The organism is Bradyrhizobium cosmicum (genome assembly GCF_007290395.2).
In the GTDB taxonomy this organism is placed as follows: Bacteria; Pseudomonadota; Alphaproteobacteria; order Rhizobiales; family Xanthobacteraceae; genus Bradyrhizobium; species Bradyrhizobium cosmicum.
Genome location: NZ_CP041656.2, coordinates 2647757 through 2667897, shown reverse-complemented (window position 1 = coordinate 2667897; position 20141 = coordinate 2647757). Strand labels below are relative to the sequence as shown.

Here is a 20141-nt window from a genome sequence, read left to right as displayed (position 1 = left end):
CAGGGCATGACGGCAACGACAGATGACCTAAAGCGAGGACCCATGATGACCGCGCACCGCAAATCCAACGGCGACACCGCCACCTCCTTCGTCCGCCGCCACATCGGCCCTTCCGCGCGCGATGTCACCGCGATGCTGGAAACCGTCGGCGCCAAGACCGTCGACGCGTTGATGTCGGAGACGCTGCCGGCCTCGATCCGGCAGGCCGCCCCGCTCGATCTCGGCAAACCACTCAGCGAGACCGAGGCGATCGCGCACATGGGCGACCTCGCAAGAGAGAACCAGGTCTTCACCTCGCTGATCGGCCAAGGCTATTCCGGCACGATCTTGCCCACGGTGATCCAGCGCAACATCCTGGAAAATCCGGCCTGGTACACGGCCTACACGCCCTACCAGCCCGAGATCAGCCAGGGCCGGCTGGAGGCGCTGCTCAACTTCCAGAGCATGATCTGCGACCTCACCGGGCTCGACGTCGCCAATGCCTCGCTGCTGGACGAAGCCACCGCCGCCGCCGAAGCCATGGCGCTCGCCGAGCGCCACTCGCAGGTGAAAGCAAAAGCCTTCTTCGTCGACAAGGACGTGCATCCGCAGACGCTGGCCGTGATGCGCACCCGCGCGGAGCCGCTGGGCTGGACCCTGATCGTCGGCGATCCCCTCGCCGATCTCGACAAGGCCGACGTGCTCGGCGCGCTGCTGCAATATCCTGGAAGCTCGGGCGCGTTGCGCGACCTCCGGCCCGCGATCGCCGCGCTGAAGGCCAAGGGCGCACTCGCGATCGTCGCGGCCGATCTGCTGGCGCTGACGCTGCTCGCCTCGCCCGGCGAGCTCGGGGCCGACATCGCCATCGGCTCGGCGCAGCGCTTCGGCGTGCCGATGGGCTACGGCGGACCGCACGCGGCCTATATGGCGGTGCGTGATGCGCTGAAGCGCTCGCTGCCCGGCCGCATCGTCGGCCTCTCCGTGGACTCCCGCGGCGCGCCCGCCTATCGCCTCGCGCTGCAGACCCGCGAGCAGCACATCCGCCGCGAGAAGGCGACCTCCAACATCTGCACCGCGCAGGTGCTGCTCGCCGTGATCGCCTCGATGTATGCGGTCTATCACGGCCCCGAGGGCCTGACGCAGATCGCGCGCAATGTACATCGCCGTACCGCCGTGCTCGCCGCCGGCCTGCGCAAGCTCGGCTTTAAACCTGACAGCGAATCCTTCTTCGACACGATCAGCGTGGACGCCGGGGCAAAGCGCGCCGAGATCGTCGCGCGCGCCGCCGCCGAAAAGATCAATCTCGGCGTCGGTGAGACGCACTTGCGGATCGCGCTCGACGAGGCCACCACGCCCGCGACGGTCGAGGCGGTCTGGCGCGCCTTCGGCGGCACGCTTTCCTATGCCGAGATCGACGCGACCACGCGCGAGGTGCTGCCGGAGGCGCTGAAGCGCACCACCGCCTTCCTCACCCATCCGGTATTCCACGCGCATCGCTCGGAGACCGAGATGCTGCGCTACATGCGCAAGCTCAGTGATCGCGACCTCGCGCTCGACCGCGCCATGATCCCGCTCGGCTCTTGCACCATGAAGCTGAACGCGACCACCGAGATGATGCCGCTGACCTGGCCGGAATTCGGCAGCCTGCATCCGTTCGTCCCGCGCGAGCAAGCCAAGGGTTATCACGCGCTGTTCGCGCGGCTGGAAAAATGGCTGTGCGACATCACCGGTTATGACGCGATCTCGCTGCAGCCGAACTCCGGCGCGCAGGGCGAATATGCCGGCCTGCTTGCGATCCGCGGCTATCACGCCGCGCGTGGAGAGACTCACCGCAAGATCTGCCTGATCCCCTCCTCCGCCCACGGTACCAACCCGGCCTCGGCCGCGATGGCCGGCATGGACGTGGTGGTGGTCGCCTGCGAGAAGAACGGCGACGTCGACGTCAACGATCTCCGCGCCAAGGCGGAGCAACACTCGGCGAATCTGGCCGCGGTCATGATCACCTATCCCTCGACGCATGGCGTGTTCGAGGAGCACATCCGCGAGATCTGCGACATCGTCCACGGCCATGGCGGCCAGGTATATCTCGACGGCGCCAACCTGAATGCGCAGGTCGGCCTCAGCAGGCCCGGCGATTACGGCGCCGATGTCAGCCATCTCAACCTGCACAAGACCTTCTGCATCCCGCATGGCGGCGGCGGCCCCGGCATGGGCCCGATCGGCGTCAAGGCCCATCTTGCGCCCTTCCTGCCCGGCCACCCCTCAACGCAGGCGGACGCGCCGGTCGGTCCGGTCTCGGCCGCGCCGTTCGGCTCGGCGTCGATCCTGACCATCTCGTACATCTACATCCTGATGATGGGCGGCGACGGCCTGAAGCGCGCCACCGAAATCGCGATCCTCAACGCCAACTACATCGCAGCGCGCCTCGATCCGCACTTCCCGGTGCTCTACAAGAACGAGAAGGGCCGCGTCGCGCATGAGTGCATCGTCGATCCCCGTCCGCTGAAGGCGACGAGCGGCGTCACCGTCGACGACATCGCAAAACGCCTGATCGACTACGGCTTCCATGCGCCGACCATGAGCTTCCCGGTGCCGGGCACGCTGATGATCGAGCCGACCGAATCGGAATCCAGGGCGGAGCTGGACCGGTTCTGCGACGCCATGATCGCGATCCGCAAGGAGATCGCCGAGGTCGAGGCCGGCCGCTTCAAGATCGAAGCCTCGCCCTTGCGCCACGCCCCGCACACCGTGCACGACATCGCGGACGACGACTGGAGCCGCGCCTACACCCGCAGCGAAGGCTGCTTCCCCGCAGGCACCTCGCGCACCGACAAATACTGGAGCCCCGTGGGGCGCGTCGACAACGTCTATGGCGATCGCAATCTCGTGTGCTCGTGCCCGCCGGTCGGCGATTACGCGGAAGCCGCGGAGTAAAGGCTTCGTCGTTTCGTAGGGTGGGCAAAGCGAAGCGTGCCCACCACCTTCGTGCGCGTTGAAATATGGTGGGCACGGCGCTTGCGCGCCTTTGCCCACCCAACCGCTGTCACGCCGTCCGTTCTCACTCTGAGGGCCCGCCACAGGCGGGCGTCTCGAAGGATGGCCGCAAGCGAGCTTCCGCCACGTTTCGCCATATTCACTCGCGTAGCGGAGCAAGGGACAGTCTATGGCGCAATCAACGACCGGGTTTTGCGATCCCAACGCCAGAGCCGTTCGTTGGTCAGTTCGGTCCCGCCCCACCAGCGCTTGATTGGGTTGTGGCGCCACATATCGTCTTCCCGGGCGACAAGGGAACGTCCGAGATCAGTGAGCGTGACATTCCACGCGCTTCTGCCGAAGTAGCGATCCTCATTGTCGAACGCCGGATCGCCCAACAGAACGGGCGGTGCCGGATGCTCCGCCAGTTCGATCAAGGCATCTTGCGCGTCGCGTCCGTCGAACACATCGCGATACCACCTCGCTTCGGAGATGTATTCGGGGTCGGTGTGCCCTTCATTCACACAGCCAAGCATGTCCATTTCGGTGGCACCCAGACCCGTCACGCTGTCCGGAAGCTCTTCAAGAAGCGCGATCAACGCCGATCGAAGTCTCGGGAAGATCATCAGATCCGTCATCAATAGATCGAAACAGGATTTTGGCGTTTCAGCCCGATAGGCGCGCCAGGCGCGGCTTGCCGCCACCAGATGACTGTCGACGACCTTGAAGACCGGCAACTTCCATTTTGCGACGGACTCGGCGGCATAGTCCACAACACGGTCATCCGTGTGCACAAGGCTCAGCTTCGTCGTGATCTCCTTGTAGGGGCGAAGCAGGTCTAGCAGCCAGACGAGCGCGAACTGGTCACTCGGTTGGGGATCGACCCACACGTCGATCGAGTCGAATTTTTCGCACAGTTCGAACAAACCTATATCGCGCGTCCCGAAACCGTGCAGCCAGTCTCGACGAACATCATCAAGCCAGTGATCGCCCTGATTGCAGTGCTTTTCCGACCGCCGCTCCAGCCCCATCAAAAGCTGTTCGGCGGAAGGCAGCTTGCCGAACACGAAACGCGTGCAGAAGCCGAGCGCGATGTCCGCCAATCTGGTCTGCCGAAGCGTGGCTGCCGCAAGATGGTTGGTGGTCAGGATCAGATGCGACACGATCGCCTCTTAAAACTGGTACGCAATACAGGAACCTTTTCAGTCGTAAGCACGCATTAGGCAGGCGCGACCAGTGAGTGGCCTTGGCCGTCCCAGCGCCACAGCCGATCGTTGGTCAGGTGGGTGCCGCCCCACCAGCGGTCGATCGGGTTGTGACGGCCGAAATCCTCTGAGCCCGCCAGCACAGCCTTTCCAAAATCGGTGAGCGACAAGTGGGACTGCTTGTATCGGGCGTGACGAGAAGCATCGTTATGCATGTCGAGCGAGAATGGCCCCTCATCCAGCCCCGCGACGGCCGGCACTGGACATCGCGCGAGCCCATCCAGCAGCGCGCCGACTTCCCAGTAATCAAAAACGCGGCGCGCGTCGGGTGTGTCATGGCGAGGGAAGACGTTGAAGGGTTGTACGTTGCCGGGGGCTACCAACTCAAGCAACCGCGTCTCCGTGGCTCCGAGACCGGTGGTGACGTCCGGCAGCTCTTCCAGGAGATCCAGCAAGCATCGACCAAGCTGCGGCAGCATACTCAAATCGTCATTGAGGAGTTCGCTCACCGCCCGAGGCGTTGGCGCGCGATAGGCTCGCCGCGCGCGACTGGCCAGTTCGAGGTGATCCTGCGTCAACTTGACAGCTTGCTGGTCGAGCTCAGTAAGCCGCTGCGGATCGATATCGCCAACGGTGATGTCGAGACGACGCATCACCAACTCGGAAACCGCCACGCCTTCACTGCGACAATGGTCGAGCAGCCAGAGCAGGATCAATTGCGCATTTGGATCAGGCCCCATCCACAACTCGACAGTGTCACAGTCCGAGAATAGCTCGATGAGTCCGTGATCCTTCACCCCCGGTTCTTGGAGGTGCCATCGCGGCGTATCGTCCAGCCAATGAAGGCCGTGTGGCTGTGTCGTACGTGGGGCGAAGAATGTTTCAAGTTCTGCGCCGGATGGCAGCGGGCCCCACACAAGCCGCCGCTCGATCGCGAGCACGAGATCGCCGAGACCGGCTTGTTCAAGGGCGCCGGCAGCGGAGGAGTCTGTTGTCAGAACAAGCCGCGTCATCGCCGCACGCTTCAAGGCTTCGTCAAAACAGAGCCCCAGCGCCACAGCCGATCGTTGGTCAGGTGGGTGCCGCCCCACCAGCGATCGATCGAATTGTGGCCGCTGAAATCCTCCTGATGGGCCAGGACCGCTTTGCCGAACTCGGTCAACGACAACTCGCTGCGAAGGTAAGCGGCGTGGCGATCCCTGAAATTTTCCTGGGCTATTGCACGCAGTGCGTCGTCCAGCCCTGCCACCGCGGGCCTCGGACCGTGTGCCAATCCTTGAAGCAACCATCCTAACTCAAATTCCTGAAACACAAATGTGCGCCGGAGCGAGCGCAAGTGGAACAGGGCATTCGTGAGCTTAAATCCTCTTGCAATAAGCTCCAGAAACCGCATCTCGGTTGCACCAAGCCCGGTCGAAGGAGATGGGAGCTCTGCCAATAGCGCGAACAACCCCGGCCCCAACATTGGCAATGCACTGAGATCTTCGCGAAGGAGATTGGCGCATGGCTCAGGTGTCGGCGCGCAATAGGCCCGCCATGCGCTCTTCGCAGTCGCGAGTTCGCTGGCCGTGACCGCCACCACGGGAACGCGCGACGGCCCGAACTTCTTGTCCCTCAGTTCGAACAGATCGTCCGCCAACAGGCGCAATCGGAGCTTTTGCAGCAGTTCAGGCCGAGAATCCAGATAGTCGAGCAACCAAATCAGCTGCAATTGGTCGTCCGGGCTCGGTTCAAACCATAGTTCAATCTCGTCATAGCGTTTGCAAAAATCGGCAAAAGGCAAATTTCTGAGATCCTTGAAGGCGTCAGGCCAGACGTTCGCCCAATCCGACCAATGATCGCCCGGCTTGAGCGTCCCTGACTGCGCTCCGAAATAAGCTGCGAAATATTCCGGCGAAGGCAGCGGCCCCCACACGAAACGGAAAGCGAAGAAGACTGCAATCTCGGCCAGCCCCGATTTGGCGAGATCACTTCCGAACGAACTGGTCAAGATCAGACGCTTCATCGCACCACCTGATCACTCCAACGAAAAACGAAACGGGCCCCGAAGACGTCGGCAACTCAACGTCCTCAGCGCCCGCTCCTCGCGAAAAACTCTTCGCGTTAAGGGTTTACTCGTCCGCCGGCTCCTCGCCGTCGGCATCACGCTCGGGAGTGCCGGCGAGAATCTGCTCGGCGATCAGGCCGGAGTTCTGGCGGATCGCGGTCTCGATCTTGGCGGTCATGTCGGGGTTGGCCTTCAGGAACGCTTTCGAGTTCTCGCGGCCCTGGCCGAGGCGCTGGCTGTCATAGGAGAACCAGGCGCCGGATTTCTCGACGATGCCGGCCTTGACGCCGAGATCGAGAATCTCGCCCATCTTGGAGACGCCCTCGCCGTACATGATGTCGAATTCGACCTGCTTGAAGGGCGGCGCCAGCTTGTTCTTCACCACCTTGACGCGGGTGGTGTTGCCGACGACCTCGTCGCGCTCCTTGATCGCGCCGATGCGGCGGATATCGAGGCGGATCGAAGCGTAGAATTTCAGCGCGTTGCCGCCTGTCGTGGTTTCCGGCGAGCCGTACATCACACCGATCTTCATGCGGATCTGGTTGATGAAGATCACCATGGTGTTGGACTTGTTGATCGAGGCGGTCAGCTTGCGCAGCGCCTGGCTCATCAATCGCGCCTGAAGGCCCGGCAACGCGTCGCCCATCTCGCCCTCGAGCTCGGCCTTCGGCACCAGCGCCGCGACCGAATCGACCACCAGAACGTCCACCGCACCCGAGCGCACCAGCGTGTCGCAGATTTCCAGCGCCTGCTCGCCGGTGTCCGGCTGCGAGATCAGCAGCTCGTCGATGTTGACGCCCAGCTTGCGCGCATAGACCGGGTCGAGCGCGTGCTCGGCGTCGATGAAGGCACAGATCCCGCCCTTCTTCTGCGCCTCCGCCACCGTGTGCAGCGCCAGCGTGGTCTTGCCCGAGGATTCCGGCCCGTAGATTTCAACGACGCGCCCCTTCGGCAGGCCGCCGATCCCGAGCGCGATATCGAGCCCCAGCGAACCCGATGAGATCGCTTCGACATCCATCGAGCGATCGTTCTTTCCGAGCTTCATCACCGAGCCCTTGCCGAACTGGCGCTCGATCTGGGAGAGCGCGGCAGCCAGGGCTTTAGTCTTGTCCATGGAGGATCCTTCGACGATACGCAGGGCAGTGGTGGACATGGGTCGTGCTCCTTATGGCGGGGATTCGCTAGGGGGACAAACGGCTGGCGCGGCGGGTCGTCGACAAAAACAATGTACCCTATTTGTTCCGAGTTCGCAATATGTTCTTTTGCGGATAACGGCGCTGGTGGAATCAGCTGCTGGCGGCAGCGCTTGGGGAGATGGCGAAGTTCGAACTGAAGGAAAACGAATTCCGCCAGAAGGATCGCCGGGAGCGGGCCACAGAACTCCACCTTCCTCTCGACCCGATCAATATCCAATAGGGCTGCCGAGGAGCGGTCTGCTGGTATTTTGACACCTTCAGCCAGCCATTGACGGCGCAGCTAAATTCCTCGGCGACCTACTGTGCATGGGGTTGTTTTCGATGTTTCCGCGGCTGCGGTGGCGCGCGACCGCGCGGCATGGCAGTCCCACACGTTGCAACCATGCTGCGCCTACATCAGCGCCAGCAACCCGATGCCGATCACCAGCACCACAAAGCCAACCGCCGTCGCGGCGGCGAACGACCGCTCTACCTTGTCCATGATGCGACCCCGCTGCCGGCGCGCCACGTTTCCCCCATGGCTGCGCCTGACGGTGTGAAATCTCACCCGCGGCTGTGGCTCCAGTCGTGCGATCGGATGGCCAAATTGGGACGTGTGCGGGGCCAGTCTGCGGCCTCTCGGGCGCGGCTTTGAGTCGCCGTCAGGCACCCGTAAGCCTGCTCCCCTAATCTTCGCCCGCCCGGTGGACCAACATCGGGTCTCCATACCAGCCTGAGGACCCCGCTCTGCCCCGAGCGGGGTTTTTGGCTTGCGGCGCGGATTCGATCGGCCGGCCTGTCAGGCTGTCGTAAGCCGGGCAGGCTAGTGTTCTCTGGCTATGGTGTTGCAGCCCAGCACCTCAGCCTCCAATAACTCTCTCACCCGCTTGGCTCTCCCCAAGCGGGTTTTTTCATGCCTGCCGGCTGGCGCACGGCGCCCTCTCCTCTCGCGTCAGCCGCAGCGAGAAGGCGCGGATCGCGGGCGCCGCCAGCAGCACGATCGGCAGCATCGTGGCCCATGCGATCAGCCACGACACCATCCAGTGCCCGAGGAAGACCAGCGCGCTGCCTGCAGGCAGGCTGGCGATGCCCGCCGCGATCAGCGAGGTCAGGCCGGACTGGATGATGCCGAAGACGAAATGACTGTAGCGGCGGGGAATGCCGAGCATGACGCGCCCTTGTTGCTGACCGGCATCAGGTCAAGCAAGGCACGTGCCGCCGCTCGCATCGCAGGCGTCGGTCAGCGTCGCAGGTTGGTCACCGGCGCGCGCGGCATCGCCTCGGCGCAGCACGACAATCCCTCGAAACGCCAGAACGTGACGACGCTGCTCTCGCCGCACGCCTCGCAGACGAGCTCCTCGTCACCGAGCATGAACCGCCCGCGCCTGAACGTGGACGAGGAGGCCGGATGCCGGCAGCGAGGACAGGCCAGCGAGATATTCCGTGCACCCCAGCGCAGCACAATATGTCTCAGCCAGTTCACGCCGTCCTCATTCACGATGTCGCGCTCGCGCCGCCCGTCGGCAATAGCAGGAGCGTAAACGGATGACACGCAAAAGTGGAAAAGTGTCGACCACTCCTGCTCGCTTCGCACCACGCTGGAACCGGTGTGAACGCCGTAGGCCGTCCGTGGTTCTCCCACCCTGAACAGAGTTCCCGCGGCGGCGATGTCGCCTCGTGCGACTCCCGTGGCGCAGCCTCCGCAAGCCTGTCGCCTTTCGGAATCCAATTTCGTTTGTTTCGAACCACTCGCGATTTCCAGATTCCGATGACCTATCCATGGGTCACCGGCAGATTTCGCTTGTCGCGGAAATTTCGCTTGTCGCGGAAATATTGTGACAACATGTTTGCGATCATGGAAGTGAATCGTGGAGGTGACCATGAATCACAGGGGCGTTGAGTTCACCGTCGCCAAGACCGCCATACCGGGCATCTGGCAGTGGCAGTTCCGCATCGGTGAAGAGACCAAGACGGGCAAGACCGAGACGAAGATCGACCTGCTGGCGATCCGCCGTGTGCAGCTGCGCATCGATCGGGAGTTGCGGGCCATCGGTCAGAAGGCTTGACCCCGTAGAACCGGGATCGGCGGCGGCGTCGCCGGTCAAACGCCTAGTCCGCGCTGGGCAGTCGCCGCATGGTGAATTCGATCTCGCCGCCAGGCAGTTCGCGCCAAGCCTCGACCGCGCTCATATAACCCGCCTTGGGGTAGCGGGCGAAGAAGGCCTGCGCCCTCGCCCGCGCCGCCTCGCGCGGCAGGGTGAAAGTCTCGCGCAGATAACCGTCGCCGCGGCTTTCGCCCGGCTGGCCGCCCATCTTGCGCCGGCGCGCCATCCGCTCGGCGAGATCCCGCGGACGATCGACCATCCCGTACCTCCACTACGCAACACGCATTCAAGAATGTAGGGCGCGGACCGGACGAAGAGGAGTCCCGGCCGGAGGCGTCAACCGCCTCCGATCGGACGATACGATCAATTGGGGGTCGCGCCGGTTTTCTTCTTCGGCGCGCTGGTTGCAGCTGACGCCTTCGGTGCAGCCGACGGTTTCGGCGGATCGGAGCGCATGCCGCCCCAGGGATCGTTGGACGCCTTGGAATCCGGAATCTTCTTCAGCGTTTCCTTGTAGGCCCTGTCACGCTCGGCTTCCGCGGCCTTCTCTTCCGGCGTCTTGCTCGGGCCGTCCTGCAGCAAATTGAGATTGGGCATTTGCGCGTAGGCAGGACCCGCCAGCACGGCCAGCAGCACCGCCGCCATACGGAAAAGCTTCATCATGTACTCCTTAGGTCCATCAGGGGCGATCAACCGCGCCTGGTCGCCCCTGTCAAACGCCCGCCGAGGGCCGCATCCGCTGCACCATATCGGGCGAAGTCAGGCATTTTCAAGCCGACCGACCGGCGCAAGACCGGGTGACTTTGCCGCGGCAATCCGCGCAAGATGGCCGCAACATCCGGCAACACAGGGGAAACGACAGCCATGCCATCGCAGCCAGAAGCCGAGTTCGGCATCACCGAGGCCAGGCGCATCCTCGGCGAGGTCTTCGCGCCATGGGTCCAGGATCTCAACCTCACCGTCGAGCGCATCGAGCACGTGCAGCCGGCCGATATGCCGGACTGGCAGCCGAGCGCGCTGCTCCGCATGCCGTTTTCGGAACGCCTGTGCCGCAACGGCGGCGTGGTCTGCGGCCAGGCACTGATGGCGCTCGCCGACACCGCGATGGTGATCGCGAACCTCGCTGCCAATCGCGGCTACCGTCCGATGACCACGGTCGACCAGACCACGCATTTCATGCGCGCGGTCTCTTCCTCCGACGTGCTCGCCGACGCCCGCGTGGTGCGGCTCGGGCGCACCATGAGCTTCGGCCGCGTTACGCTGCTCTCCGCCAATGACAACAAGCCAGTTGCGATGGTGTCGAGCGCATTCGCGATGTTGCCGGGCTGAACATCATCCTAAAAAACGAGAGCCGCGCGAGCGCAAAGCGCACCGCGGCTCTCCATCACGATCGCATCGAAGCGAGAGACCGAAGCGCGATTGCATCCGCGCGTCGGGCCGCCTGAAGAATTACTTGCCCAGAATTTCGTCGGCCGCGGTGACGACGCTGACGGTCGGATTCTTTCCACAATAGGCACCGAACTTCTTGGCATTATCGATGAACACCTCGGTGTCGATGATCGCGTTGTCCTCGTCGCCCTTGTACCAGCCGTCCATCCAGGTCAGCACGACCGCGATGTTGTCTTCTCCGCTCTCGAGGAACTGCTTGCAGGTCATGGTCGAGAGGTCCCACTTGACGGCATGGGCGGGCATCGACGACAGCGAGAACGCTGCGGCGAACAGAAGCGAAAGCGTGGTCTTCATCAGTATCTCCATCGGCGCGGGACGCCATAAAAGAAAAGGCTTGCGGGGAAAGTCGGCGGAGTGACTCGCCGCTTCAACGTCGTAAACGAAGTCTGAAGCGCTGCGCAAGTAGCGCCAGTATTGAGTTTAGTTCAACGTAATTTCTATGCACTATTTCACAAACGTCATTATGGATTAACGCGAATGATCGAGAAGCGTGCAACGCAGCGGCACCGTGTTTTCAAGGGTGGAAAGATCATTTTTGAGAACAGCGGTATCGCGTGCACGGTGCGAAATATGTCGTCCAGCGGCGCGGCGATCGACCTCGAAGGCCCCGTCACATTGCCGCAATCGTTCACGCTGTCGATCGCGCGCGACAATTTCGTGCAAAATTGCCGTGCCGTTTGGCGCAGCGACAGACGCATCGGCCTCGCTTTCGTACAGTAGTACACACGGTGTGAATGCGCGTTCGCAACGCGCGCGCGATGCAGTGCTATGTTCGTCCGATACGACGTCGATGGCGTCAGCGAAGGCTCCCGATCACAAGCACGACGATCGCGAACGCGACTAGTGAGGCCTTCGCAAAAAATCGTCCGCCCGGACGATCGATCGTGCGCGACCACAATGACGGCCCCTCGCCCGGCCGCGCCAGACGAAACGCAACGACGCTGTCGCCGATCGAAGTGCCCGCCTCGGAATGGCCGCCGGCTCCGATCGCGACATATTGCTCGCCCTTCCAGAGATAGGTCATGGGATTGGCGACGCCGGGCACGGGCAGCCGGCCTTGCCACAGCTCCCTGCCGCTCCGCGCATCGAAGGCGCGCAGATAGGCGTCCATCGCACCGGTGAAGACGAGACCACCCGCGGTGACCGCGAGCCCGTTCACGAGCGGCGCGCCCCAGGGCAGCGGCACGCCGAGCGGCGCGAGGTCCTCGGTGGTCCCGACCGTCGCACGCCAGATGATCTTGCCGGCCTTCAGATCGACCGCGACCATCTCGCCCCAGGGCGGCTTGTTGCAGAGCAATCCGAGCGGCGACATCATCACCGCGCGCGATATCGCAAACGGCGCGCCGCGCTGCTGGCCGAAATCGTGGCCGGGCGGCGGATTGAATCCGGCGGCCTCGGCGCGCGGGATCAGCTTGATGAGATGAACGGCGCGGCCGGTGTTGGCGTAGAGAATCTGATTGAGCGGATCGAACGCAGCGCTGCCCCAGTTCACCCCGCCGCCCGTGAACGGAAATTCCATCGTGCCCTGCGTTGAGGGCGGCGTGAACAGCCCCTCGTTGCGCGCCCCCGCGAACTGCTCTTCGCAGGCGGTGCGGCGCAGCCCGGGCAGCAGCGAGAGCGCATCGTCGGTCGAGATCGTTTGCGACGTCAGGGCCGGCACATGCGTCGGAAACGGCTGCGTCGGCGACAGCCGTTCGCCTTCCGCGCCGCCCTGCGGCACCGCGCGCTCCTCGACCGGCCACACCGGCTTGCCGGTGTCCCGGTCGAGCACGAAGACAAAGCCCTGCTTGGTCGGCTGGATCACCACGTCGCGCTGGCCGTCACCGGTATCGAGGCGCGTCAGCGTCGGCTGCGCCGGCAGATCGTAATCCCAGACGTCGTGATGCACGGTCTGGAATGCCCACACGAGTTCGCCGGTCTCGATGCGCAGTGCGACCACCGAATTGGCGTGCTCGTTGTTGCCCGGCCGCTTGCCGCCCCAGAAGTCCGGCGACGGCGAGGATGTCGGCAGGAACACCAGCCCGCGCGCCACATCGACCGACATCGGCGCCCAGACATTGGCATGACCAGCCTCGATGCCGTCGCGCTTCAATGGCTCGAAGGTCCAGCGCGCCTGACCGTTGCGCGCATCGAACGCGCGCACCACGCCGTTCGGCGCGTCGACGCGGCGGTTGTCGCCGATCGCGGAGCCGACCACGATGACACCGCGGCCAACGGCCGGCGGTGAGGTGATCTGGAATTCGCCGGGCCATTCCAGTGCCGTGCCGATATCGAGCTTGATCTGCCCATTCTCGCCGAAGCCGGTACAGGGCGCACCGGTCCTCGCGTCGAGCGCGATCAGACGAACATCATTGGTACCCATGAAGATGCGCGATCGACAGGCGGCATTCGCAGGCGCCTCATCGTCGATCCAGTACGTCACGCCGCGGCAGACATAGCGATTGGCGGGACGTTGATTTGTGGCGATCTTCGGATCGAAGCGCCACTTCTGCACGCCGGTGCCGGGATCGAGTGCAATCACCTCGTTGAAGGGCGTGCAGAAGATCAGGCTGTCTTCGACGAAGAGTGGCGTCGCCTGGAATTTGGTTCTCCGCATCAACTCGGGCGGGCGGGCCGCAAGATCGCCGGTGTGAAATTCGAACGCCCGAACCAGATGACCGACATTGTCGGGCGTGATTTCCCGCAAGGGCGAAAAGCGCGAGCCGCCGGCATCGCCACCCCAGCTGTCCCAGGCCACGCACGGCCATGACGCAAGCAGGAGAAGCGCGAGGACAACGGCCGAACAGCACGGGCGGGTCGCCAACGCCCGCCTCGCCTATTTCGGTTTCTTGACGGGCTCGGCAGGACGCGCCCCGCTCCAAGGGTCGTACTTCTCCTTGGGCTCGGGAATGCGCTCGAGTGCGGCCTTGTAGGCCTTCTCGTCGACCCTGGGCTTGTTTTCCGCCTTGGGCGCGCCTTCGTTCGGCTGGCCTCTGCCTCGGCCCTGCGCCTGTACCGACACGACCGTCAGTGCCAGCAGTGCGGCCGCTATGACCAAAACTCTCATTGGCGCAATCCCCCTCGTCTGGGGTACAAACTAGCCTGCAATCCGGTAATAGCAAAGATCGCGGGGTCCCGTATCCGGGGCAAGACTGCCTTTTCAGCAAGACTGTCTTTTCAGCAAGACTTGCCTTCAGCAAATCTTGATCAGCCGGGACTTCGCCAGATCGCATTCTTGCCTATCTGTTGGCCCGCAGGGGACCTTCACGGATGTTGCGGATTGTTGCTCATGCGGCGCTGATCGCCGCCGCGCTGGCACTGGCGTCTTGTGGCTTTGCCGACAGCCGCGCGCCGGTTCCTGAGTTCATGCGCCTGAAGGAGGCCGAGCAGCAGCCGCCAGAACCGGCTCCCGATGTCAAACGCCTGGTGCGCGAGCAGATCGACGTGGTCTTCGTCACGACGTCTTATCCGCGTGAGGTACACGTCGCCCCGCCCCACCGAGAGGTGCGCGGACCGGGCTGGACGGCCTGCGTCCGCGCGCAGCTCACCTCCGCCACCGGCACCGCGCTCGGCACCCAGACCTACATCGTGACGATATCGGCCGGAAAGGTGGTCGATCGCCGTCGCGCGGAAGCAGACGACATCTGCGGGTCGGAGACCTACGAGCCGATCTGACGCCCTGTTCCGGGAAAAACATGCACCCAGCCGGGAACGATCGCCTCCTCGCATTCTTGTTACCGGCATAGGGCAGTTTCGGAGGAGGACATGATGAGGACGTTGACGATTGCACTGCTGGCCGGTGTTGGAGCTCTCGCTGCGGCGAGCGCCGCGAAGGCCGCCGATATCTACACGACCAGCGAATACACCAGTCCCGATCTCATTCAGCAGGTCCGGCTCGTATGCGATGACGCCGGCAATTGCTATCGGACGCGCGGCGGCGCGCGCGTGATCGTGCGCGATTCCTATAACACCATGCCGCGCGAGCGCTATTACGAACGCCGCAGCCATCGCGACTGGGACGATGGTCCGCGCGGCGGCGTCGGCATTCGCGCCCCCGGCGTCAGCGTGGGCGTCGGTGTCGGCGACCGCGGGTAATCGTTGAGTCCATGATGGGCAGGACCGGACGAGACAACTCGCCCGGTCCTGCCGTCTTGATCGAAGAACATCACCAACGTCAGGCGGCTTCCGATTGCTGCTGGAACTGCTCGTAAGCCACGATCGCATCCGCGGCATACATCAGCGACGGGCCGCCGCCCATGTAAACGACCATACCAAGCGCCTCCTCGACTTCTTCGCGCGTCGCGCCGAGCTTGACCAGCGCTTCGGTGTGAAAGCCGATGCAGCCGTCGCAATGCGCGGCGACACCGAGCGCAAGCGCGATCAGCTCCTTTGTCTTCTTGTCCAGCGCGCCGTCCCGCGTCGCGGCCTGCGCGAGCATCGCAAATCCCTTCATCGTGTCGGGAATGTCGCTCCGCAGCTTCTTCAGGTTGGCCGAGATATTCCTGGTGATATCAACGTAGTTCTTGTCCATCGGGCCCTCGCTAGCCGGGTTTGACTGTGGTCGAAGTCGCCTCGCGCGGCGCGCGCAGGGCGATATAGATCGCGGGAATCACCAGCACGGTGAGCAGCGTCGACGAGGCAAGCCCGAACAGCAGCGAGATCGCCAATCCCTGAAAGATCGGATCGAGCAGAATGGTCGCTGCGCCGATCATGGCCGCAAGTGCGGTCAGCAGGATGGGCTTGAAGCGGACCGCGCCGGCCTCCAGCACCACCTCGCGAAGCGACTTGCCGTCTCCGCCGCTGTGCCTGATGAAGTCGACCAGCAGGATCGAGTTGCGCACGATGATGCCGGCGAGCGCGATGAAGCCGATCATCGACGTCGCCGTGAACGGTGCAGCCAGCAGCCAATGCCCGACGAGGATGCCGATCAAGGTCAGCGGAATCGGCGTCAGGATGACGAGCGGCAAACGGAAGCTCTTGAACTGGGCGACGACCAGCACGTAGATGCCTAGGATGGCCGCGCCGAAGGCCGCGCCCATGTCGCGGAAGGTCACCCATGTGATTTCCCATTCGCCGTCCCACAACAGCGTCGGACGCGACTCATCGACCGGCTGCCCGTGTAGACTGATCGCCGGTTTCGGCAGATTGCCCCAATCATGGGCCTCGACGCGGTCCGCCACCGCAAGCATGCCGTACAGCGGCGCCTCGAAGCGCCCGGCAAGCTCGGCCATCACCATGTCGGCGAAACGCCCGTCACGGCGGAAGATCGTCGGCGAGCCCTCCTCCATCGTCGCTTTTACGACCTGGCCCAGTTCGACCACCGTCTTGCTGCCGGGCACCGTGTTGGCGGGCACCGGCGTCGAGGCCAGCGCCTCGCCCCAGACCAGGTCGCGCTTGGGCAGATGTACCGCGATCTCGATCGGGTTGCGGTCCTCGCCGCGATGCGAGTAGCCGATCGAGGTGCCGCCGAACAGCGCCTGTATGGTATCATAGACGTCGCGCTGCTCGACGCCGAAGAATTCGAGCCGGTCCTGGTCGATCGACAGCCGCAGCCGCGGCCGCTTCTCCCCGATCGAATCGTCGACATCGACGATGAACGGCACTTCCGCGAAGACCCCCTTGAGCTCGGCCGTGACCGCGCGGCGCGTGGCGGCATCGGGACCATAGACCTCGGCGAGCATCGTAGAAAGCACGGGCGGCCCAGGCGGCACTTCGACCACCTTGATGCTGGTGCCCTTGGGCGGATCGAGCGCCTTCAGCTTCTCGCGCAGCTCGAGCGCGATCTCATGGCTCGCACGCTTGCGTTCGCCACGCGCAGCCAGATTGACCTGCACTTCACCGAACTCAGGCCTCTCACGCAGGTAGTAATGCCGCACCAGGCCGTTGAAATTGAAGGGAGCCGGTGTGCCGGCGTAGGATTGCAACGAGGTGACCTCCGGCAATTGCCGGGCGATCTCGGCCGCGCCGAACAAGGTGCGCTCGGTCGCCTCCAGGCTTGCGCCCTCCGGCAGGTCGACCATCACGGCGATCTCGGACTTGTTGTCGAACGGCAGAAGCTTGACGGTCACTGACTTGGTCGCAAACAGCGCCATCGACAACAGGGTCGCGATGCCGACGCCGAGCAGGAATATCCAGGCAGAACGCCGGCTGCGCACGATCGGCGTGGCAATGCGTCGGTAGAGCTGGCCCAGCCGTCCTTCATCATGCGCTGCATGCGCGGACGTCATTTCGCCCTTCGGCGCCAGCTTCATCATCAGCCACGGCGCGACCACCATGGCGACAAAGAAGGAAAACAGCATCGCCGCCGACGCGTTGGCGGGAATAGGCGCCATATAAGGGCCCATCAGCCCCGACACGAACAGCATCGGCAACAGCGCCGCGACCACGGTCAGCGTCGCGACGACGGTGGGATTGCCGACCTCCGCAACGGCCTCGATGGTCGCCTGCAGGCGCGGCCGGCCGTCGCGCATGGCCCAGTGCCGCGCTATGTTCTCGACGACGACGATGGCGTCGTCGACGAGGATGCCGATCGAGAAGATCAGCGCGAACAGGCTGACGCGATTGATGGTGTAGCCCATCAGGTTGGCGGCGAACATCGTCAGCAGGATCGTCGTCGGAATCACGACGAAGGTCACCAACGCTTCGCGCCAGCCGATCGCGATCGCGATCAGGACGACGATCGAGACGGTCGCGAGCCCGAGGTGGAACAGAAGTTCGTTGGCCTTTTCGTTGGCGGTCTCGCCATAGTCGCGGGTCACCGTTACCTGGACATCCTCGGGGATGAGACGCCCCTTCAATCCCTCCAGGCGGTGATTGATATCGGCAGACACAACCACCGCATTGGCGCCGGCGCGCTTGGCGAGTGCGAGGCTGACCGCGGGCACCCGGGCCCACTGCCCCTTCTCGTCCCGCGCATCATTCCAGACCCGGTGCTCGATCGTATTCGGACCGATGATGACGCTCGCCACGTCCTTGACGTAGACCGGCCGTCCGTCACGGGTCGAGATCAGGAGCAGGCCAATATCGGGAATGCCTGCGAGCGTCTGGCCTGCGGCGACATTGCGAACGATGCCGGCATCGCGAACCTGGCCGGCCAGGAACGAGCGATTGGCGTCCTTAACCTTGGCCACGAGCTGCTGCAGCGTGACGCCGAACAGCGACAACTTTTCCGGATCTGGCTCGACCCTGATCTGCTGCGCCGCGCCGCCGGAAATGTAGGTCAGTCCGATGCTGTCGACCTTCACGAGCTCCGAGCGCAGCTTGTCGGCAAGCTCGAACAGATCCTTGTCGGTCCAGCGTTCGGCGGCTTCCGGCTTCGGTGAAAGTGTCAAGACGGTCACAGCGACGTCATTGATGCCGCGGCCGACGATCGAGGGTTCGGGAATTCCAACCGGGATGCGATCGAGATTGGCTCGAATCTTCTCATGGACGCGGAGAATCGCGTCCTCTGCCTTGGTGCCCACCAGAAACCGCGCGGTGACCATCACCCGGTCGTCCTCGGTCTGACTGTAGACATGCTCGATGCCGTCGATGCCCTTGACGATTGCCTCGAGCGGCTTGGTGACGAGCTCGACCGCGTCGGGTCCGCGCAAGCCGTCGGCGTTGACGCGGATATCGACCATCGGGACGCTGATCTGCGGCTCCTCCTCGCGCGGAATCACGATGACCGCGATCAGGCCGACGACGAACGCTGCGATCAGAAACAGCGGCGTCAGCGGCGATGCGATCGTCGCCTTGGTGAGCCTCCCCGAGAATCCGAGATTCACGGCCGCACCAATTGGTCGCCGGCGCGAATGCCGGACAGGATCTCAAGTCCGTCGGGAAGCGCGGGCGTCGGCAATTCCGGACCGCGCTGCACCGGCACGTCGATCACCCCGCCGCCTTTCTGCAGCCGCACGTAGTCGATGCCGAACCGGGTCGTCACGTAGCCTGCCGGAACGATGAAAGCCGGCCGCGCGCCACCGGAGATCCACACCCGGAGCCGATCGCCGACGAAATATTCGCCGAGCCCTTCGACCGTCGCATCCGCGATGACCCGTCCTTCCTCGATCAGCGGATAGACCAGATCGACAACGCCCCACTTGGCGGCTTCGCCGCCAAGCTCCGCGCCGTCGACGCGAACCTTGTCGCCCGCCTTGAGACGGCGCGCATGGCGCTCCGGCACCCGCAAGCGCAATTTGAAGTTCTGTTGCGCGACCGTGACGATGGGATCACCTGGCAATACGACAGAACCAATCGTGATGAGCCTCTTCAGCACGCGTCCCTCTGTCGGTGCCAGCACCTGACCCTGGTTCAGCTGCTCGTTGATCACGGCACGCTCGGCGGTCTTGGCGCGCAGACCGTTCTCCGCCACGTTCAGCGCGGTCCGGGCCTCGTCGAGCTTGACGCGCGGAAGCGTGCCGCGCTCGACCAGACCTTCGATCCGGGTGAAATCGATCTGCGCCTGGTTTGCCTGCGCCTGCAGCGCCTCGATCTGCGCATCCAGAGACTTCATCTGCAGGCCGAGCTTCTCGTCGCCGATGGTGGCGATCGCCTGCCCTGCGGTCACGCGATCCCCCTCCTTGACGTGGAGCTGGACCACCGTTCCGCCTATGCGCCCGCGAGCCGGCACCACGCTGATGCTTTCGACAGTGGCAAAGACGGCCTTCTCGTCGGTGACGACGTGCCGCGCCACCGTCAAAGTTTCCGCCTTCGCAAGACTGGCCTGCAAGGTGGCGGCCGCGAGCGCGACCAGAATTCCCAAGGGTCGCATAAGGCTTATCCGCGTAAACATGGAACCGTCACACCGCCGCACGGTGCGCCTCCGTCATCTCATCGGTCTTACAGGGTGAGGCGTTGATCTCGCTCAAGGCGCCGCCACGCGATCACTCGTAACTTTCATTTCGTTCTTGCGGATTTCGGTGCGCAAAATACCTGATAGAGCGTCTTAAGCACCTCACGCGCCGGCTCGCTTGCGATCGAATAGAAGATTGTCTGCGCGTCCCGGCGGGCGGACACCAGGCCGTCCCTGCGAAGGAGCGCAAGATGCTGGGAGACCGTCGAATCCCGCAGGCTCAGGAATTCGGCGAGTTCACCGACCGATCGTTCGCCGTCGATCAGCTGACAAATGATCAAAAGCCGGTGCCGGCTCGATAGCGCCTTCAGCAACTCGCTCGCCTGATCGGCCGCTCGCTCCATGATCTCGCTATTTATTTTCATACTTGCGTATATACGCAACTACGAATATATC

Annotated in this window: 21 protein-coding genes; 6 read left to right on the top strand and 15 right to left on the bottom strand. The window is 63.7% G+C overall.

Annotation, left to right across the window (positions count from 1 at the left end; all coding sequences use genetic code 11):
* Positions 1 to 45: 45 nt before the first annotated feature.
* Complete coding sequence (gene gcvP, locus FNV92_RS12555) at positions 46 to 2913, top strand: aminomethyl-transferring glycine dehydrogenase (protein WP_168213735.1); 2868 nt, start codon at positions 46 to 48, stop codon at positions 2911 to 2913.
* Between the two features lie 227 nt (positions 2914 to 3140).
* Here the strand turns inward: gcvP and FNV92_RS12550 are convergent, their stop codons facing one another.
* The 6 genes from FNV92_RS12550 to FNV92_RS12525 form a co-directional block, all read right to left on the bottom strand.
* Positions 3141 to 4115 carry a hypothetical protein gene (locus FNV92_RS12550; RefSeq protein ID WP_143840735.1) on the bottom strand — a complete coding sequence of 325 codons (975 nt, stop codon included), beginning with the start codon at positions 4113 to 4115 and terminating at the stop codon, positions 3141 to 3143.
* A 56-nt stretch (positions 4116 to 4171) separates the two neighbouring features.
* The gene (locus FNV92_RS12545; protein ID WP_244623711.1) at positions 4172 to 5215 is read right to left on the bottom strand and encodes a hypothetical protein; all 1044 of its coding nucleotides are present in this window, start codon (positions 5213 to 5215) and stop codon (positions 4172 to 4174) included.
* Complete coding sequence (locus FNV92_RS12540; RefSeq protein ID WP_143840736.1) at positions 5182 to 6162, bottom strand: hypothetical protein; 981 nt, start codon at positions 6160 to 6162, stop codon at positions 5182 to 5184. The genes FNV92_RS12545 and FNV92_RS12540 overlap by 34 nt, the downstream gene beginning before the upstream one ends.
* A gap of 106 nt (positions 6163 to 6268) precedes the next feature.
* Positions 6269 to 7357, bottom strand: a complete 1089-nt coding sequence (recA, locus tag FNV92_RS12535) for a recombinase RecA (RefSeq protein ID WP_143840737.1) — start codon at positions 7355 to 7357, stop codon at positions 6269 to 6271.
* 933 nt (positions 7358 to 8290) lie between these two features.
* Positions 8291 to 8548: a DUF2798 domain-containing protein gene (locus FNV92_RS12530; RefSeq protein WP_143840738.1), complete on the bottom strand. Its 258-nt coding sequence runs from the start codon at positions 8546 to 8548 to the stop codon at positions 8291 to 8293.
* A gap of 71 nt (positions 8549 to 8619) precedes the next feature.
* Positions 8620 to 8862, bottom strand: a complete 243-nt coding sequence (locus FNV92_RS12525) for a hypothetical protein (RefSeq protein ID WP_244623712.1) — start codon at positions 8860 to 8862, stop codon at positions 8620 to 8622.
* A 397-nt stretch (positions 8863 to 9259) separates the two neighbouring features.
* On the opposite strand from FNV92_RS12525, the gene FNV92_RS12520 reads away from it, so the two are divergent.
* A complete protein-coding gene (locus FNV92_RS12520; RefSeq protein WP_143840740.1) occupies positions 9260 to 9445 on the top strand; it encodes a hypothetical protein in 186 nt (61 codons plus the stop codon).
* A 43-nt stretch (positions 9446 to 9488) separates the two neighbouring features.
* Here FNV92_RS12520 and FNV92_RS12515 read toward each other — a convergent pair whose 3' ends face one another.
* Positions 9489 to 9743, bottom strand: coding sequence for a hypothetical protein (locus FNV92_RS12515; protein WP_143840741.1), 255 nt, complete (start codon positions 9741 to 9743; stop codon positions 9489 to 9491).
* A 104-nt stretch (positions 9744 to 9847) separates the two neighbouring features.
* Positions 9848 to 10144, bottom strand: coding sequence for a hypothetical protein (locus FNV92_RS12510; RefSeq protein ID WP_143840742.1), 297 nt, complete (start codon positions 10142 to 10144; stop codon positions 9848 to 9850).
* Between the two features lie 204 nt (positions 10145 to 10348).
* On the opposite strand from FNV92_RS12510, the gene FNV92_RS12505 reads away from it, so the two are divergent.
* Positions 10349 to 10813 carry a PaaI family thioesterase gene (locus FNV92_RS12505; protein WP_143840743.1) on the top strand — a complete coding sequence of 155 codons (465 nt, stop codon included), beginning with the start codon at positions 10349 to 10351 and terminating at the stop codon, positions 10811 to 10813.
* A 120-nt stretch (positions 10814 to 10933) separates the two neighbouring features.
* On the opposite strand, the gene FNV92_RS12500 is transcribed toward FNV92_RS12505, so the two are convergent.
* Entirely contained in the window at positions 10934 to 11227 is a 294-nt protein-coding gene (locus tag FNV92_RS12500) for an HdeA family protein (protein ID WP_015685018.1), read from the bottom strand.
* 183 nt (positions 11228 to 11410) lie between these two features.
* Here FNV92_RS12500 and FNV92_RS12495 point away from each other — a divergent pair, with 183 nt between their 5' ends.
* Positions 11411 to 11653: a PilZ domain-containing protein gene (locus tag FNV92_RS12495; protein ID WP_015685017.1), complete on the top strand. Its 243-nt coding sequence runs from the start codon at positions 11411 to 11413 to the stop codon at positions 11651 to 11653.
* Between the two features lie 76 nt (positions 11654 to 11729).
* Here FNV92_RS12495 and FNV92_RS12490 read toward each other — a convergent pair whose 3' ends face one another.
* Positions 11730 to 13670 (bottom strand): pyrroloquinoline quinone-dependent dehydrogenase, encoded by a 1941-nt coding sequence (locus FNV92_RS12490; RefSeq protein ID WP_334266095.1) that lies wholly within the window; start codon positions 13668 to 13670, stop codon positions 11730 to 11732.
* Positions 13671 to 13748: 78 nt separating this feature from the next.
* Positions 13749 to 13979 (bottom strand): hypothetical protein, encoded by a 231-nt coding sequence (locus FNV92_RS12485; protein ID WP_143840746.1) that lies wholly within the window; start codon positions 13977 to 13979, stop codon positions 13749 to 13751.
* Between the two features lie 203 nt (positions 13980 to 14182).
* Between FNV92_RS12485 and FNV92_RS12480 the strand changes: the two genes are divergently transcribed.
* On the top strand, positions 14183 to 14587 hold the full coding sequence (locus tag FNV92_RS12480) for a hypothetical protein (RefSeq protein WP_143840747.1): 405 nt from the start codon (positions 14183 to 14185) through the stop codon (positions 14585 to 14587).
* A gap of 90 nt (positions 14588 to 14677) precedes the next feature.
* Positions 14678 to 15007 carry a hypothetical protein gene (locus FNV92_RS12475; RefSeq protein WP_143840748.1) on the top strand — a complete coding sequence of 110 codons (330 nt, stop codon included), beginning with the start codon at positions 14678 to 14680 and terminating at the stop codon, positions 15005 to 15007.
* 79 nt (positions 15008 to 15086) lie between these two features.
* Here the strand turns inward: FNV92_RS12475 and FNV92_RS12470 are convergent, their stop codons facing one another.
* The 4 genes from FNV92_RS12470 to FNV92_RS12455 form a co-directional block, all read right to left on the bottom strand.
* Positions 15087 to 15443, bottom strand: coding sequence for a carboxymuconolactone decarboxylase family protein (locus FNV92_RS12470; protein WP_143840749.1), 357 nt, complete (start codon positions 15441 to 15443; stop codon positions 15087 to 15089).
* A 10-nt stretch (positions 15444 to 15453) separates the two neighbouring features.
* Positions 15454 to 18678: an efflux RND transporter permease subunit gene (locus FNV92_RS12465; RefSeq protein WP_143840750.1), complete on the bottom strand. Its 3225-nt coding sequence runs from the start codon at positions 18676 to 18678 to the stop codon at positions 15454 to 15456.
* A complete protein-coding gene (locus tag FNV92_RS12460; protein WP_143840751.1) occupies positions 18675 to 19664 on the bottom strand; it encodes an efflux RND transporter periplasmic adaptor subunit in 990 nt (329 codons plus the stop codon). Before FNV92_RS12460 ends, FNV92_RS12465 begins: the two co-directional genes overlap by 4 nt.
* A gap of 125 nt (positions 19665 to 19789) precedes the next feature.
* Complete coding sequence (locus FNV92_RS12455) at positions 19790 to 20089, bottom strand: ArsR/SmtB family transcription factor (protein ID WP_416377751.1); 300 nt, start codon at positions 20087 to 20089, stop codon at positions 19790 to 19792.
* Positions 20090 to 20141 lie beyond the last annotated feature (52 nt).